Annotated in this window: 16 protein-coding genes; 13 read left to right on the top strand and 3 right to left on the bottom strand. The window is 46.9% G+C overall.

Annotated features, from left to right (window positions below; translation table 11 throughout):
• Positions 1-17 precede the first annotated feature (17 nt).
• From EIM92_RS10665 to EIM92_RS10690, 6 genes are all read left to right on the top strand, one after another.
• Positions 18-1,868, top strand: coding sequence for a cache domain-containing sensor histidine kinase (locus EIM92_RS10665; protein ID WP_125082613.1), 1,851 nt, complete (start codon positions 18-20; stop codon positions 1,866-1,868).
• Between the two features lie 14 nt (positions 1,869-1,882).
• Entirely contained in the window at positions 1,883-3,487 is a 1,605-nt protein-coding gene (locus EIM92_RS10670) for a response regulator (protein ID WP_125082614.1), read from the top strand.
• Positions 3,488-3,728: 241 nt separating this feature from the next.
• A complete protein-coding gene (locus tag EIM92_RS10675) occupies positions 3,729-5,045 on the top strand; it encodes an ABC transporter substrate-binding protein (protein ID WP_246021313.1) in 1,317 nt (438 codons plus the stop codon).
• A 108-nt stretch (positions 5,046-5,153) separates the two neighbouring features.
• On the top strand, positions 5,154-6,050 hold the full coding sequence (locus EIM92_RS10680) for a carbohydrate ABC transporter permease (RefSeq protein WP_164515073.1): 897 nt from the start codon (positions 5,154-5,156) through the stop codon (positions 6,048-6,050).
• 17 nt (positions 6,051-6,067) lie between these two features.
• On the top strand, positions 6,068-6,880 hold the full coding sequence (locus EIM92_RS10685; protein ID WP_246021314.1) for a carbohydrate ABC transporter permease: 813 nt from the start codon (positions 6,068-6,070) through the stop codon (positions 6,878-6,880).
• Between the two features lie 70 nt (positions 6,881-6,950).
• Entirely contained in the window at positions 6,951-8,711 is a 1,761-nt protein-coding gene (locus EIM92_RS10690; protein WP_125082616.1) for a glycoside hydrolase family 2 protein, read from the top strand.
• Between the two features lie 88 nt (positions 8,712-8,799).
• On the opposite strand, the gene EIM92_RS10695 is transcribed toward EIM92_RS10690, so the two are convergent.
• Entirely contained in the window at positions 8,800-9,096 is a 297-nt protein-coding gene (locus tag EIM92_RS10695; protein WP_125082617.1) for a CD3324 family protein, read from the bottom strand.
• A 429-nt stretch (positions 9,097-9,525) separates the two neighbouring features.
• Between EIM92_RS10695 and EIM92_RS10700 the strand changes: the two genes are divergently transcribed.
• Both EIM92_RS10700 and EIM92_RS10705 read left to right on the top strand, forming a co-directional pair.
• A complete protein-coding gene (locus EIM92_RS10700) occupies positions 9,526-10,842 on the top strand; it encodes a replication-associated recombination protein A (RefSeq protein WP_125082618.1) in 1,317 nt (438 codons plus the stop codon).
• Between the two features lie 80 nt (positions 10,843-10,922).
• Positions 10,923-11,402 carry a GAF domain-containing protein gene (locus EIM92_RS10705; protein ID WP_125082619.1) on the top strand — a complete coding sequence of 160 codons (480 nt, stop codon included), beginning with the start codon at positions 10,923-10,925 and terminating at the stop codon, positions 11,400-11,402.
• Positions 11,403-11,482: 80 nt separating this feature from the next.
• On the opposite strand, the gene mnmA is transcribed toward EIM92_RS10705, so the two are convergent.
• A complete protein-coding gene (gene mnmA, locus EIM92_RS10710; RefSeq protein ID WP_125082620.1) occupies positions 11,483-12,619 on the bottom strand; it encodes a tRNA 2-thiouridine(34) synthase MnmA in 1,137 nt (378 codons plus the stop codon).
• Positions 12,620-12,906: 287 nt separating this feature from the next.
• Here mnmA and cymR point away from each other — a divergent pair, with 287 nt between their 5' ends.
• Entirely contained in the window at positions 12,907-13,326 is a 420-nt protein-coding gene (gene cymR / locus EIM92_RS10715; protein WP_125082621.1) for a cysteine metabolism transcriptional regulator CymR, read from the top strand.
• 261 nt (positions 13,327-13,587) lie between these two features.
• The gene (locus tag EIM92_RS10720) at positions 13,588-14,370 is read left to right on the top strand and encodes a BclA C-terminal domain-containing protein (RefSeq protein ID WP_125082622.1); all 783 of its coding nucleotides are present in this window, start codon (positions 13,588-13,590) and stop codon (positions 14,368-14,370) included.
• Between the two features lie 192 nt (positions 14,371-14,562).
• On the opposite strand, the gene EIM92_RS10725 is transcribed toward EIM92_RS10720, so the two are convergent.
• Complete coding sequence (locus EIM92_RS10725; protein ID WP_246021315.1) at positions 14,563-14,817, bottom strand: hypothetical protein; 255 nt, start codon at positions 14,815-14,817, stop codon at positions 14,563-14,565.
• Between the two features lie 195 nt (positions 14,818-15,012).
• Between EIM92_RS10725 and EIM92_RS10730 the strand changes: the two genes are divergently transcribed.
• The 3 genes from EIM92_RS10730 to EIM92_RS10740 all read left to right on the top strand — a co-directional run bounded on the left by EIM92_RS10730 (position 15,013) and on the right by EIM92_RS10740 (position 17,009).
• Positions 15,013-16,170, top strand: a complete 1,158-nt coding sequence (locus EIM92_RS10730; protein ID WP_125082623.1) for a cysteine desulfurase family protein — start codon at positions 15,013-15,015, stop codon at positions 16,168-16,170.
• A gap of 93 nt (positions 16,171-16,263) precedes the next feature.
• Positions 16,264-16,785 carry a PRC-barrel domain-containing protein gene (locus EIM92_RS10735; RefSeq protein ID WP_125082624.1) on the top strand — a complete coding sequence of 174 codons (522 nt, stop codon included), beginning with the start codon at positions 16,264-16,266 and terminating at the stop codon, positions 16,783-16,785.
• 14 nt (positions 16,786-16,799) lie between these two features.
• Entirely contained in the window at positions 16,800-17,009 is a 210-nt protein-coding gene (locus EIM92_RS10740) for a hypothetical protein (protein ID WP_125085122.1), read from the top strand.
• Positions 17,010-17,122 lie beyond the last annotated feature (113 nt).

Raw genomic sequence — 17,122 nt, forward strand, 5'->3', positions numbered from 1 at the left:
GGAAGAAGGATCCTGCCATGCGGCTGGGTCTTTCTTTGTTCGTATCTATGCAGGTGGAGATGATGACGATGAGATTAGGCAAAGGCTGGCGGCATTTGCGAACGAGCATTAAATACAAATGGATTTTGCTACTTATGGCGATGACATTAATTCCACTGTTTATTTTGGGGCTGGTCTCGTATTCAATTACAAAAAACGCCATTGACAAGAAAGTGACGGACTCCTCGAAGCAGTTGATTAGACAGACAGGGGAAAATATCGATATCCGCTTCTCCGGGTACAAGGATATGCTGATGCAGGTCATCACGAACACGGAAGTAATGTCTTTGCTGGATAAGCTGCAGCAGCGTGATGAAAGCATTGTGGAACATCTCACGCTGACTACCAAGCTGGCTTACTTCACGGCGGTCTCTCCAGAGTTCAAATCGATTTCGTTTATTACGGATGCTCAATATATTAAGGGGATTTTCCGCTGGGAGGACCTTGAAGCTCATCAGGCTGATTTCTATGAGCGGACAATGGCTGAGCGGAATGCTTATGTCTGGTTCCCCACGAGACTAGGACAGTATTCGGATACAGCGGATAACCATGAGGAGCTTGTTTTTTCCTTGTCTAAACAAGTATTCAACATTCATGATGGCCGGCAGATGGGCATGGTGGTTGTGCTCGATATCCGGGAAGAGATGCTTAGCGATATTTTGAATAAAAATACAGAAAGTGAGCTTTCTACAGAAAGCTTCGTGATTGATCAGAATGGTATGATCTTATCGCATGCGGACAAATCTATGCTAATGACGCCGATGAACCTCTATTTTCAAAATGACACGGGGGCAGCTATTCAGGACGGGGTGAAGGAAGGCAGTTTCGTGGCCAAGTATAAAGGGAGAGAGGTTATGGTGAACTATCTGCAGCTAAAGAGCAACGATTGGAAGGTTGTACATATTATAGAACGGTCCAGTTTATATAAAGATTCGAATCAAGTGATAAAAGTAATTGCTATGATCATGATATTGTGCGTTTTGTTCTCAATTATTACGGCTTATGCCATGGCATCATCTGTCTCCAAGCCCTTAAAAGTGATGGTAAAGGCGATGAAGCAGGTTCATCTCGGCAATCTAGCGACACGGATTCGTATGAACGAGGACAGAATCGATGAAATCGGCAGCTTAGAATACCATTTTAATGATATGGTGGGGAGAATTGAAGAATTGGTGGAAGCGGTGTACGTGGAGCAGAACAATAAAAGAATTGCTGAGGTAAAAGCCCTGGAGGCGCAAATCAATCCGCATTTTCTCTATAATACATTGGACGCGATCAAGTGGACGGCGTTATTTCAGAAAGCGAATAATACGGCGGAGATGGCACGGTTATTATCCCGTTTGCTGCATATCAGTATCGGAAAAGGAAGTGATACGGTCCTTGTTCACGAGGAGCTGGAGCATGTTGAATGTTACATGGGAATTCAAAATCTCCGCACCACAACTCCGATTGAAGTAAATTATGAGATTGAAGACAAGGTGAAGATGTATCGAACGCCCAAAGTTATTCTGCAGCCGATAGTAGAAAATGCGGTGTTGCATGGATTTGCGGATCAGCCACAGGGAGCTGTGATCACGATTCGCTGCAGGCAGGAGGGAAAGCATCTGTTATTCGAAATTATAGACAATGGCCTCGGGTTTGAGGATGAAGTTAATTTTGGCAACCTGGAGGAGGATGACTTGCCAAAGGGAGCTTTTTTCCTAGGGGTGGGTCTCTCTAATGTAGAGGAAAGAATCAAGCTGATTTGCGGTCAAGAGTACGGTCTTACGATAAACAGCAAGCCCGGAAAGGGAACCGTTGTGGTCATTACGCTGCCAATACTAGAGTAGTCAGGGGGGACAACATGTATAAAGTATTGATCGTTGACGATGAGCATTTCGTCCGGTATGGAATTAAAGCAATGATAGATTGGGAGAGTATGGGATTTGATGTAGTTGGCGAAGCAAGCAACGGCATGGAGGGGCTGATGGCCTTCGAAGAACTGGCGCCGGATGTCGTCATATCTGATATCAAAATGCCTGTGATGGATGGGATCGAGTTTGTTAGTCAGGTCAGGGCATTGGATCGGCAGGTCAAATTGATTTTGTTGACTTGTCTTGATGATTTTGAGTATGCCCAGAAGGCCATACGTCTCGGGATTACGGATTACTTGATCAAGTCGGATATTATGCCCAAGGATTTGGAGCAGGTGATGATGAATCTGAAGGCCGTTCTGGACGAGGCTCAATCGACTGCTGGTCATTCCCCGAATAAGCAGGCACACGAAGAATCAAATAAAGATCGGTTTACCAAAGAAGCATTGCTGATGGGGCTGGCACACGGCACGATTTCGGAGGCCCACGTCACTAAGGAGAAACTGCTAGCAGCGGGCCTGTCTTCTAGCAAGCCCCCCTTGATCCTACTCTATATCGGGATCGATAATTTGGAGAAGCTGAGAAGCCATCACTCAGAAGATGAGATCATTATGCTCCATACCAGGGGGATTGAAGCAACTAGGGAAATATGCTCCATGGGTGCGGAGGATAACGAAATTATCTCTGGAAGCACGGGACTGTGGACTGCACTATGCAAAGGTATTTCTGCTGATGCGGCAGAGGAATTGGCGCTACGGATCATCTCGCGAATCTCTGACGAATTAGGATTATCGGCAACCCTTGGAGTAAGCAATCCGTTCTATACCTTGCTTGACCTCCGGAGTGCTTATTTAGAGGCAGAGCATCGCTATCGGCTGAAGCTGTTTATCGGATGCGGTATCGTGATTGGCCAAGAATTTGTATATGAAACTGACATTGCGGCAAAGCCAGTTCCGGTGATGAGCAAGAAGCTGAATGATTATTTGTATTCTTTGGATCGTGAAGCGATGCAGCAGTACCTTGTCGATACCTTTGAGCATGTGAAGGCCAGACTCGACTATGAAGGTGTACATCTAATATCCATTGAACTGCTGCTGAATTTGACCAATATGTATTTGGAATTGTCCCATGATCAAGAATGGATGTATGAACGGAAGAAGGAGTTGTTCGACCAGATTAAACAGCTTGAAATGCTAGAGGAGATTATAGCGTGGTTCGTGGAGATCTATGAAGAACTGATCCAAAAGATGCGGGCCGTCTATTCAAGCGATCAAGGAAGCATTGCGAAGGCCATTCAGTACATCGAGCAGAACTATGATCAAGATCTGTCGCTCCAGGTGCTAAGTCAGCATGTTCATCTTAGTAAAAATTACTTCTCCAATTTGTTTAAGCGAGAAATGGGCGAAGGGGTCATCGACTATATTACCAAAGTTCGGCTTGAGCGTGCCAAGGCCTTGCTCCGCAATACAGATCTTAAAAGCAGTGAGATCGGCATATTGGTCGGCATATCTAACTCGAAGTATTTCTCCAAACTGTTTAAAAAATTGACAGGCGCAACACCAAGCGAATATAGGGATGGGGTTAAGTCCATGTAAGCAGGCTTTGACGAATCTGTAAATTTTACTCGGATAGAGAGAAATATTGCACCTTACGATCGGATATGGAGATTCATCGCAAAGAAAACCTTATTTTTTTACGATAGATTGCGTGGTTTATTCCGTTTGAATGACTGCCGCTTTATTCTAATATGAAGATCAAGAACAGAATGAATGCGCTTGCATGACAGGCGGATTCGAAGAAGCTGTTCTAAACTTATACAAGAAAAGGGGATACGCCATGGCTAGAAAGAACAGGTTCACGACGATGTTACTCTTGATGCTCGCGATTGTGCTGATTACAGCAGGCTGCTCCAGCCAAGGGAATAGTCCAGCCAACTCGGGAAAGTCGGCGGAGGCGAATAGCGGTGCGGGCGGCAGTGAAGCCAGTGGGCCGGTCGAAATTACGTTTTGGAATCTATTTGGGGGCGGGGAAGGCGATTTTGTCGATCAAATTGTAGACGGTTTTAATGGCTCCCAGCAAGAGGTTAAGGTCAAAACGCTGCGACTGGAATCGGGCGAGTATTATGCCAAGTTCGGTACAGCACTGGCCTCCGGCAAAGGCCCGGATGTAGCGGTAGCTCATGCTGACCGGCTTGCGCCTTTTGTTAAGGCGGGACAATTGAGCGCGCTGAATAAGCTGACGGAGAAATCTGGTTTTGATTTCAGCGAAATTACGGATAGCAACGTGGAAAGCGTCAGCTATGACGGAAATCCCTATGCCGTTCCCATCGATACTCATTTCCATATGTTTTACTACAATAAAGATTTGCTTGGGGGGGCTGGGCTGTTAAATGAGGATGACACGCCGCAGTTTGGCGAGATTTCTCCGGAAGGCTTCAAGCAGTTTTTGACAGAGATCAAGAGCAAGGTTCCAGGGGTAACACCGTTTAGTGTGAATACGCCGTACTTTCATGAGCCCTTCTACAATTTATATTATCAGGCTGGCGGCAGTATTTTGACGGATGATCTAAGTCAAGCCGACATCAACAATGAGAAAGCCATAGATGTGCTGAAATTTTATTTGGATCTCTACGATCAGGGGCTTAGTGATATTAACGACAAGACGCCCTGGGACACGTTCCATAGCGGGAAATCCGCAACCTGGTTTGGCGGTGTGTGGGAAGCGGGCTGGCACCTCGGCGAAGAAGGTCTGAATGTCGGCATCACCTCGATTCCTCCGATCTTCGGCAGTGAGACGCATTGGGCAGCCTCCCATACTCTCGTTATTCCTGAATATGTGACGGAAGAGAAACAGGTAGCTGCAATGAAATTTATGAAGTATTTCACGCTGGAGGGCGGGAAAATATGGGCGCAAGCGGGTCATGTTCCAGCAGCAAAGGCGGTTACTGCCAGTGACGAATACATGAACCTTCCGTATCGGGAAGAGTTTGTCGCCTCGCAAAAAACGGTAAAACACGCGCCTAAGACGGATCGGTACAATGCGATCGATACGGTGGTGAAGGATGTGCTTCAGGCCGTTATTTTTAAAACGATGACGCCGGAAGATGGGGTAAAGGGAATGGAGAAGGATATTAACGAGATTCTTCAAAATTAAGAGTAAGGTGGATGAGATGAAACCGTGTCTGATGATGCGGTTTCATTCCTTAAACCTTGAAAGCAGGCTTGGTTTGGCAGTTCTGCATCGCGTTGGAGGAGGATGACCGTGAAGGCTCAGCAAGCAGCAAGCGGGTGGAAAAGGCAATTGAAAAATGAGTTTTCAGCCATTGCATTTCTAGCCCCATTTTTAATTCCGCTTCTTGTTTTCTATATTTGGCCATTGCTTAGAGGGGCTTATATTAGCCTTCATTCCTGGACAATTCTGGGAATGGAGAAATATGTGGGCTTCAATAATTATACAAAAATATTGACGAACAGCGATTTTTATAAATATTTATGGAACAGCCTGTATTTTGTCATTTTAGTCGTTCCGATCATTATTTCGCTTGGTTTATTGCTGGCTCTATTGATTCACCGGAAGATTCCGTTTCAGACGATGTTCCGATCAATCTACTTTCTGCCATATGTACTTTCCGTTTCAGTCATTAGCTTTATTTGGCTTCGTATGTTTGATTCGAAGCATGGACTTGTGAATGTGATCCTAGAGGCTCTAGGATTATCTTCAGTTCACTGGCTTACCAATCCTAAAGCGGCATGGTGGTCCATTGTCATAGCAACGGTGTGGTGGACGGTCGGCTTTGTCATGGTATTGTTCCTGGCAGGGCTGCAGGAAATATCCCAGGAGCTCTATGAGGCCGCTGATATTGACGGCGCGTCTTCGTTACATAAATTCCGGTTCATTACGCTTCCGGGTTTATCATCTGTGATGAAGGTGCAGATTTTTTTTCAAATCATCGCAGGCTTGAAACTGTTCGGGCAAGTTCAGATTATGACCAATGGCGGACCCGGGGATACAACGAATACAATCATCCGTTATATCTATGTGACGGGATTTAAGAAGGATATGTTCGGGCTTGCAGCCGCACAATCGACGTTGTTTTGTATTTTTATGCTGTTGATTGCCGGGGTTCAATACATGGTTGTGAACAGAAAAGAGTCGTAAATGGAGAGTGAATAGAGGTGGCGCGAGCAGCGATATATAGTTTAACCGTCATATTGGCAGTCATATTTGTAATTCCTCTAGTTTGGATGTTTGTCGTTTCTTTCAAGCCTGAAGGCGTATCTGCGATTACGATTGCAGAGTGGACGGACTTTTCGGACTTAACCATTAGCAACTATGCCAAGGTACTAATTGAATCGCAAATTTTGAGATGGACCTGGAATAGCTTCGTGATCGGGGCGGTAACGACGTTGATTACCGTGATCATTAGCTCGTTAGGGGCATTTGCTTTTTCACGCAAAAATTTTAAATCCAAAGGGTTTTTATTTATTTTATGTGTGTCCGGTCTGTTGATACCGACGGAAGCGATGCTAATTCCTTTATACGAGACGGTCTTAAGCATGGATTTGCTGGATAATATGTGGGGCATTATTTTGCCTAGCCTGACGAATCCGCTTGGACTGATTTTGATTAAGCAATTTATGGATGGGCTGCCCAAGGATTATATGGAAGCAGCGCAAATTGACGGGGGGCGGGATTTCCGCTTATGGTGGTCGATTTATATGCCTCTAACGCGTTCAGCCATGATTGCAATTGGTATTTTCTATTTCATTATGTCCTGGAATAATTTCATCTGGCCGTATATCGCGATTAATTCGGAAGAAAACATGGTGCTGTCTACAGGCTTGCCGACCTTCCTATCGAATAACGTACTGCATGTGAATACGATTATGGCAGCCAGCGCGATCGCTGCTATTCCTACGATGATTGTTTATATTTTTCTGCAAAAGCATATCGTCCAGGGTGTATCGATGACAGGGGTTAAAGGGTAGGTTGCTTCAATTAACAGCTTAAGACGGCACAGTATAGTTAGAACTAGGATGAAGGAGTAGATGAGTGACTATGGGAACACAGATGTATATTAAGGATTATCCAAGACCGCAATTCATAAGAACGGACTGGGTTAATTTGAATGGCGAGTGGAGCTTCGAATTCGATGATGAAAACATGGGTGAGCGCTTGGGATGGCCAAAGCAGTTTGGGGGGGAACGCCAAATTATTGTCCCTTTTACGTATGAAACCAAAGCTAGCGGGATTGGCGAAGAAGAGCATCATTCTAATGTATGGTACCATAGAACGCTGGATATTCCGGCCGAGAAAACGGGTAAGCGAGTCATACTGCATTTCCAAGCCGTTGATTATATCGCCAAGGTTTGGGTGAATGGGGAGTATGTTGGACAGCACCAAGGAGGCTATTCCGCATTTTCCTTCGATATTACCTCCTATATCGTTTGCGGAGATGCCAACAGCTTGACGGTTAAGGTGGAAGATAGTATGGATGCTGCCCAGCCGCGGGGGAAGCAGCGTTGGGTGCAGAATAGCTTCGAGTGCTTCTATGTGCAGACGACGGGAATCTGGCAATCGGTTTGGCTGGAATACGCAGCGCCTACGTATATCGATCAAGTGAAAATAACCCCGGACGTCGACGCCTGGAAGGTGAGGTTCGAATATCAAATGAACGGCGATTGGTCGGCTGGAGATATGTGGCTGGAAACGATCGTTAGCTTGCAGGGGGAGCAGGTTAAAAAGGTCGGCTTGGCGATGGATCGCGCCTGGCTCCAGTTGGAGGTTGACCTGATTCATGAAGTGAACGGTCCCTGGAAGATGAGCTGTTGGACGCCGGACCATCCGAATTTGTATGATGTTGAATTTATTTTGTACCGCGGCCAGGAGAAGATTGATCATGTCTATTCCTATTTCGGCATGCGGAAGATTTCAACGAAAGATGGACAGGTATTGCTTAACAATGAACCGATCTACCAGCGGCTTGTTCTGGATCAGGGCTACTGGCCGGAGAGCCATCTTACTCCGCCTTCGGAGGAAGCCATCATCCAAGATATCGATGCGATTCTAGAGATGGGTTACAACGGCGTACGAAAGCATATGAAAGTAGAGGATGCCCGTTTTCTGTATTGGTGCGATGTGAAGGGTTTGCTCGTATGGTCGGAGATGGCAGCTACATTTGAGTTTAACGACAATGCGATTCAGAGATTTACTAACGAATGGATGGAAGTGGTGCGGCAGTTTTATAATCATCCGTGCATTGTTGTGTGGGTTCCATTTAATGAATCCTGGGGGATTATGCAAATTGCCAAGGATAGGAAGCAGCAGCATTTCACAGAAGCTATCTATCATCTCACCAAAGCTTATGATCCTTACCGGCTTGTCATATCCAATGATGGCTGGGAGCATACGGTGTCGGATCTCATAACGCTACATGATTATGTAGAGTCAGGAGAAGAGTTCCTGCAACGTTATAAGGATAAAGAGAAGATTATAGGAAACGAAATCGCCTTTAATAATAGGAAATATGCTTTTGCAGATGGTTACGCCTATAGCGGGCAGCCCATCCTAGTCAGTGAATTCGGTGGCATTGCCTATAAAAATGAGGCGGGTTGGGGTTACGGCCATCAGGAGTCCTCGGAAGAATCATTTGTCGCAAGACTAAAAGCGATACACCACGCGATTAAGAATACGGATTATATTGTTGGCTACTGCTATACACAGATTACAGATGTGCAGCAGGAGATGAATGGGCTGCTAACGGAGTCGCGAAAGTTAAAAGTTCCATTGGAAGTCATAAAGGAGATGAATCAACTCTAGAGTCCTAGGGAAAAGACACGTCAGGAGCTGCTCATTAGAAAATCTAATGGGACAGCTCCTGATTTTTCGTTATATGGAGATTTAGTAGTTAGCATGAGGTTGATGTTTCCTTTTGGGCAGTGCGCATCTTGGCCAGTATTTTGCGGATACTCTCTTCTGAGAGATAATACATCTCAGCCAAATCTTTAACCGACAGACCTGAACGATGCTTCTGAAATATTTCCTCATTCCGATTGGCAATCGATGTGCGGGAACCGCTTAGCTCTCCCCAGGAAGCACGGCTTTGCTCCAATTTGGGGATGTAAAGAAGCTCACCTTGAATATGGCGCTGCAATTCCTTCAGCAATCGGGGGGGAAGCACATCCTTCCCATTTTTGTAGCTCACGGTCATGTTCCTCCTTGTTTCGATGTGCTCGATCTAGTTCAAGAACGAAATAAGTCAGCATGATCGTAATCCCCCTTTCGCAATAGTATGATTTAGTCGTTATCGCTATTTTATAAATAGCTGGCTATATCTTAACATATTGTCACAGCAACGGAAATAAGGGGGCTATACAGCCCCCTTGCTTGAGGTTTCCGCTTACGCGGAAACCACCTCACTCACTGAAATCACATTCATCAGCCCCCTTTCCAGTGATTCGTCGGCCCGACATCTATATTAACTCATATTACGCCTTAGGAAGAAAGCGAAAGAATGATTATAAATGTTTTGTACCCTAATATGGTAAAATGGACAATAGGTTCTTAGAGTAATATCATAGATGAGCTAGCACTGAATTCGAGTGGATTATGAGTCATAAGGAAGTGAACTTCGATGGATTTGTTCTCTTACCAGCAAAGCTCGAGCCCTGCCGGCAGGCTGCTTGCCGATCGGATGAGGCCGGTGACGCTGGATGAATATATTGGGCAGGAAGATATCGTCGGCCCGGGCAAATTGCTGCGTCGGGCGATCGAGGCCGATCAGGTCTCTTCCATTCTACTGTATGGGCCGCCTGGCTGCGGAAAGACAACACTTGCTCATATTATTTCAAATCATACGCAAGGAGAGTTTGTTAGACTGAATGCTGTGGATGCTTCCGTGAAGGATGTACGGGAAGTGATTGAGAAGGCGCATAATGATAAGTCTTTTTATGGAACCAAAACAATTCTATTCCTCGATGAGGTTCATAGATTCAATAGCTCGCGACAGGATGCGCTGCTTCCGGCTGTGGAGAAGGGAACAATTACTTTTATCGGGGCGACGACGGAGAACCCATTCCATTATGTGAACGGGGCTTTGATGAGTCGCTCGACCTTGTTCCAGCTGCAGCCCTTGACGAAAGAGCACTCGCTCATTGCGATGAAGCGGGCTTTGACAGATAAGGAAAAAGGATTAGGCTTCATGCATCTTGAAGTGGACGAAGAGGCGCTGCTGCATATTGCGGCGATGGCTAACGGAGATATCCGCCGGGCGCTGAATGCGCTGGAGCTGGCGGCGATGACGACGCCTCCCCGGCAAGATGGATGTGTCCACATTACGCTTGCGGTAGCAGAGGAATCGATCCGGCGCCCGCTCGTTAAAGCGGATGAATCTACGCAATACGACGTGCTGTCGGCGTTCCACAAGAGTATTCGCGGCTCCAGTGATGCTGCGCTGTTCTGGTTCCTGTACGCGGTAGAGAAGCTGGGGATGGACCCGATGACGTTCATCCGGCGGCTGATTGCTGCCAGCAGCGAGGATATCGGCCTGGCAAATCCCCAGGCGATGGTTCAGGCCGTAAGCGCGTTGGAGGCGTACCGGAACAACGGCTGGCCGGAGGCGAAGCTGAACATCGCTCAGGCGATTTTGTTTGCAGTAGAGAGCCCGAAATCCAACGCTGTGACCACGGCGATCTCCAAAGCGATGACCGCCATCGAGGATGCGAGATCAGCAGAGGTGCCTTTGCATTTGCGGGATACCCATTACAAGGGCGCCGAAAAGCTAGGACATGTCGGTTACAAATATCCGCATGATTACCCGGGGCACTATGTGAAGCAGGATTATTTACCGCCGAATTTGGCAAAGCGGAAGTTCTACGAGGCGACGGAGCAGGGGAACGAGAGCAAAATCCGACATAACCAGCAAATCCGCCGCTCCAAGGACATGCAATAAGAAAGCCTGATCAGATGAAAGTCAATAAACAAACAAGAGGCTTGTTAAATATATCGATAGCTAAAAGGAGTGGTAGTGCCATGTTCGTATCCGAAAAATATTCCGGAACTCGTGAGGAGCAATACGCTGCTGTTAGGGTACAGCTGCGGACGTTGCTGGAGGGAGAACCTAACCGGGTAGCCAATCTCGCCAATGCGGCGGCGCTGCTGAATCAATTTCTGGAGCAAATCAATTGGGTTGGCTTTTACTTATATGAAGACGGCGAGCTCGTATTGGGCCCGTTTCAAGGATTGCCGGCCTGCATCCGTATTCCGCTGGGCAGGGGCGTATGCGGGACAGCGGCCAAGCAGCGCACTACTGTGCTGGTGGATGATGTCGAGCAGTTTCCAGGCCATATTGCCTGCGATGCCGCTTCCCGTTCGGAAATTGTCGTACCGTTGATCAAGGATGGCGATTTGCTCGGCGTGCTGGATATCGACAGCCCGGTGACCAGCCGGTTTGATGAGCTGGACCGCGAGCAGCTAGAGCAATTTGTGGAAGAGCTTGTGCGCCATTTGTAAATAACCGAGGATGGGAAAGCCCTCTTCTCTCGCCTTATCAAAGGCGGGTGAAGAGGGCTTTGTTTTGCATCTATAATGCGTCAATTTTCAGCGGTTTCTAATTTGGAACTGGACAATTTCTTTGGGGCTTCGATTGTACCGCCGCCCAGGCATTCGTCGCCGTCATAGAAAACGACGGCTTGGCCTGGAGTGATTGCTTTTTGCGGTTGATCGAAAGCGACATATATTGTGCCGTCTTCTTTAGGAGTTAGAGTAACTCCCTGATCTTGCTGGCGATAACGGAACTTAGCCGTGCATTTGAACGGTATGTCGGGAAGCTTGTCCATGCCTGCAATCCAGTTTACGCCCGAAGCGATGAGTCCGGTCGAATAAAGACTAGGGTGCTTGTCACCTTGCACTACATAAAGAATGTTATGCTCCAAATCCTTCTCGGCAACGAACCAAGGCTCTCCGCTGCCCGAGCCTCCGATGCCGAGACCTTGTCGCTGTCCCAGCGTGTAGTACATCAAGCCGTCGTGACGTCCTTTGACTTCCCCGGTCGCAATGTCGACCATGTCGCCGGATTGGGCAGGCAGGTACTGGCTTAGAAATTCGCGAAAATTACGTTCTCCGATGAAGCAGACCCCTGTGCTGTCTTTTTTCTTAGCTGTATAGAGTCCTGCTTTCTCAGCAATGCGGCGCACCTCCGGTTTCGGCAGATGGCCGATTGGGAACATCGCTTTGGACAGCTGCTCCTGATTCAGCGCGTTTAGGAAATAAGTTTGATCTTTATTACTGTCAACGCCTCGCAGCAGCTTGTACATGCTGTCTTCCTGTACAACACGTGCATAGTGGCCTGTGGCGACATAATCGGCTCCTAACTCCATCGCTTTGTTCAGAAACTCGCCGAACTTAATCTCGCGATTGCACATTACATCCGGATTCGGGGTGCGGCCTCGCTTATATTCTTCGAGAAAATAGGCAAATACTTTATTATAGTATTCCTTCTCGAAATTTACCGTGTAGTACGGGATATCGATTTGCTCGCAGACGCGCCGCACATCCTCAGCGTCATCCTCTGCGGTACAGTGGCCAAACTCATCGGTATCATCCCAGTTTTTCATGAAAATGCCGATAACATCATATCCTTGCTGCTTGAGCAACAGCGCCGTTACCGAGGAATCGACGCCTCCGGACATGCCGACGACAATTCTTGTTTCGCTGTTTGATCCAGACATCTATATCACTCCTTTGGCGGTTTCCCTGTCGATATTTTATCATAAGCAGCTCGCTAGAGCGATGATGCAGCATTGTCAAAACAATGTAATCAATTTACGCAGGAAGCCAGCCTGTTTTATTTTCAAAAAGACCGGGGATGTGTTACGATAAACATAGGTTAATGATAGGAATAGGGAGATATTCGGATGACATGTCCTACCGATGTGGACAAAGCTCCCTGTTATATCTTATTGATCCAAAGTTCAATTATATAAATATTACTTGAAAATTGAAAGAGGTGGCTTCTTTGAAGATTTCCACAAAAGGACGCTATGGCTTAACAATCATGATGGAGCTCGCTGCAAAGTTCGGTGAAGGGCCTACTTCCTTGAAGAGCATTGCTGAGAAAAACCAGCTATCTGAACACTATTTAGAGCAATTAATTGCCCCACTGCGCAACGCAGGGCTTGTGAAGAGCGTACGTGGTGCTTATGGGGGTTATATATTATCGCGGGCGGCCGAAGAGATTACAGCAGGGGATATTATCCGCGTATTGGAAGGGCCAATTTCACCAGTAGACTTCACGGAGGAGGATGATCCAGCCAAGCGGGATCTATGGCTGCGCATTCGCGACGGCATCGCTGAGGTGCTGGACTCGACGACTTTGGATAATCTAATTAATTTTGAAGAGCAGGGCGCGGATCAAAATTACATGTTTTATATTTGAAATTAAGGTATCTAGTTAACCCACCAACCGTATAGGTTGGTGGGTTAACTTTTTTTCTAGGTACTTGGCCGATTTTTCCTCACTTGATCCTATCAACCACCAAATAAAAAGCCGAGAAATAATCTCGACCCTATTTGTTGGTATGATTTTGTTGGTTTGCAATTATAGGCGATAACCGTTTTCGATGACCCGTGACAGCCGTCCAATCCTTTAGTTGATCCGCACAATAAACTGTTGATGATCAACTTTGGAGGTGACTGTATGCACAGACAGATGAGAAAAAAGTATGTTCATCCGGCTAAAAAATTCAAGAAAGGCTTTCCGAAAAAAATCGTTAAAGTAAAACGTAAGATTGTTATCAACGCCCCGCAAGGTTTGCCAGGGCCTGAGGGTCCACAGGGACCGCAGGGTCCTGGTGGAGTGCAAGGGCCTCCAGGGCCGGCAGGTATTCAGGGGCTTCCAGGGATACCGGGGCCACAAGGCATACCCGGCCCACAAGGTATTCCTGGACCACAGGGCGAAAGAGGCCTGCCAGGAGAACCTGGTCCCGCCGGACCAACAGGACCAACAGGCCCAGTCGGCCCCGCCGGCGCAACTGGGCCGGCAGGACCAGCAGGACCAGAAGGCGCAGGAATCAGCGACTTTTTAAGCATTTTCCGATCCGATCCAGGCACGGGAACGGATACGGTACCCGGCAACACGGCTGTAGTCTTTAATGGAACGCTTGCAAATGTCGGCGGGGCCTTTGCGTTTACTGCACCGTCTGGTACAATCACGATTAATGAGACGGGAACTTATTTGATTAACTTTACGGTGCATAATCAAGGGAATGCAGACTTCAATTTAACCGTCAATGGAAGTCCTGTTACTCCCACTCCTTTCACGGGTAATGGAGGCGGCCCGACTTCGGCAGAAGTCATTATTACGGTCACCACTGTCCCGACAACGATTCAACTCGTGAATGCCAATGCTACGCCTGCTCAACTCCATAACTTAACGAATACGACGCTAACTATATTAAAGCTGGCTCCACTGGCTCCTTAAAAGGAATAAATAAGCTTGCCGTTTGTGATTAACCTGCCTTTATGGGCAGGTTTTTTTAGATATATCAAGCCGTGAGAATTCGAATGAGGAACTTCTTTCATAATATTATATGAAGGCCATTCCAATTAGACTGTATGAATATAGCATAGCATCTGACCATTTCCATTTTGCTGCTAAGCAGTCCCGTAAATATTATTTTATCCGATAAGTACGATGATGCTTCGTCTGTTGTTTCGGGCGAGGCTTTTCTATTTTGTCAATGGGAATGATGCGAGTAACATGTGCGATTTCCTCCAGCAGAAACCATAAGGCGCCCTCAACCGTGCGAAGCTGCACCTTCTTCGGATCTGCCCCCCATTTGGGCAGCCCGCGCATCGTATCACCGGACTCCAGTATTATGACGACTTCCTGCTCTAGCGTAACCGCCATTTTTAGTTCGTGCATCATTCTCACGCTCCTTGTTATTTATACTTCTATCATCGGTATGTTGCCCTAGAAAATAAAGAGAAAAACAAGATAAGTTATACATTTGCTGGACACCTGGTTAGTGCGGCGTTATGATGGGAATGTTTCCGGGGAATAATACACTAAAACGCATGAATTTAGGTTGTCTTTCCAACCTTTCAAAGATAGGTGATTTTGATGAGAAAAATATATTTGGATCATGCGGCCTCGACTCCGATGCATCCGGAGGTTGCTGAGGCGATGATGACGGTTATGACCGAAAAATTTGGAAACGCGTCAAGCGTTCATTCCTTTGGTCGGGAAGCGAAGCGGATGGTGAACGGAGCGCGGGACCGACTGGCGGCTTCTCTCGGCTGCAAGCCTGAGGAACTTGTGTTTACGGGAGGCGGCACCGAGAGCGATAATCTGGCGTTATTCGGTACAATACAGGCTAAAAAATCACGCGGTAAGCACATTATAACGACAGCCATAGAGCACCATGCCGTACTGCATTCCTGTCAGCAGCTGGAGAAGGTAGGATTTGAGGTGACGTATCTTCCAGTTGATCGAACTGGTCGCGTCCATCCAGAGCAGGTTGCCGAGGCGCTGCGCCCGGATACCATACTGGTCAGTATTATGTATGGCAACAATGAGGTCGGTACACTGCAGCCGATCATGGAAATCGGAGAAATTATTCGCAGCAAAAACGCTGATACGGTATTCCATGTGGATGCTGTACAGGCCTTAGGAGCGGTTCCGATTCATTGCAATGAATTCCCGGTTGATCTTATTAGCTTTTCCTCGCATAAAATTAATGGACCTCAAGGCGTAGGGGCACTGTACATTCGAAAAAAATTAATGATTGAGCCGATCATATACGGTGGACTACAGGAGAAGAAAAGGCGAGCAGGTACGGAGAATATGGCCGGGATCATCGGTTTTGCCAAAGCCGCGGAGCTTGCTGCTGACGGTCTGTTCAGGAGGAGGGAGCAGGATTTGCACATGCGCTCCACCTTGCTGACAAGTCTTGAGCGAACGGTTGGCCGCGATCATTATAAAGTCAATGGAAGCGAAGAGTTTTATTTGCCGCATATTGTAAATATCAGCTTTCCGGAAATGCAGACAGAGACGATGCTGATGAATCTTGATATGGAAGGAATAGCAGTAGCCAGCGGTTCTGCCTGCACATCGGGATCGCTTGAACCATCGCATGTGCTCGAAGCCATGAATCTCCCACAAAATCTTTTGCGTTCAGCGATTCGGTTTAGCTTTGGTTTGGGTAATACTAGTGAAGAAATCGAGTATACCGCTGAAAAAGTTGGAACCATCCTAACCCGTCTTCGTAAAAAATTATAATGGGCTTACGCTTGTAAACCATCAGGAAAGGAGGGTGTGTTCGCTTTTTCACAAGTGAGCTGCAATAAGCCCAGCGAGGAGGGACCTGAACTTATGAGACTGCAAGATATGATAGGCTTATCCGTCTTTGATGTAGAAGGCGGTAAGCAGGTCGGTAAAGTCCTCGATGTGATGTTGAATGAAGATTGGACTATCTCAGGGATTACGCTAGAGGGCAAGGCTTTATTTTCCTCTAATTGTAAAGTGGTGCTCTGGGAAGATATCGTCGCTTACGGCGAGGATGCCGTCATGATTCGCAATCAACAGGCTGTCCGCAGATGGGAAGCCGAGAATATACAGCTTACCTTCATTTCAGGTAACGGCAAATTGAAGGAACTTCCTGTTCTCACGGAGGACGGGACGATGATTGGTTATGTTGCGGATGTTTATTTTGAGCAGAATTTGGGAAATACAATTACTGGTATCGAAATCAGCGATGGATTTATATCCGATCTGATGGAGGGGCGTAAAGTATTGCCTTTTACACCAGGGATGACGAAAGGGGAAAATGCGATCATGGTCCCCCCGAACAGTGAACAGCGGCTGGATCAGACCATGAATTCTATCCATGAATAGGTGATAATTGAATGATGAAATGTCCAAATTGCAGCTCCAAGGATATTGGGAAGATCGGTTCCCATCAATTTTATTGTTGGGGATGCTTTATTGAATTAACTGTAAATGGCGAGAAGATGTCTGTATACCAAGTCGAGGAAGACGGGACGCTCAGTTCCCTGGACGATTTGTTCTTCGGAGAGGATTTAGGGCAGGATTTCTCGCAAATACAAGCTTCAACTTAATATGGTTGGCTACATATAGAATGATCGTCTATATTGGCCGGTGGACCCTTCTCTCTTAGTGGGAGAAGGGTCTGTTTTTTTACTTCAGGCGATTATTTTTAACGCAGCAGGCA

The sequence above is a fragment of the Paenibacillus lentus genome, from assembly GCF_003931855.1.
Taxonomy (GTDB): domain Bacteria; phylum Bacillota; class Bacilli; order Paenibacillales; family Paenibacillaceae; genus Fontibacillus; species Fontibacillus lentus.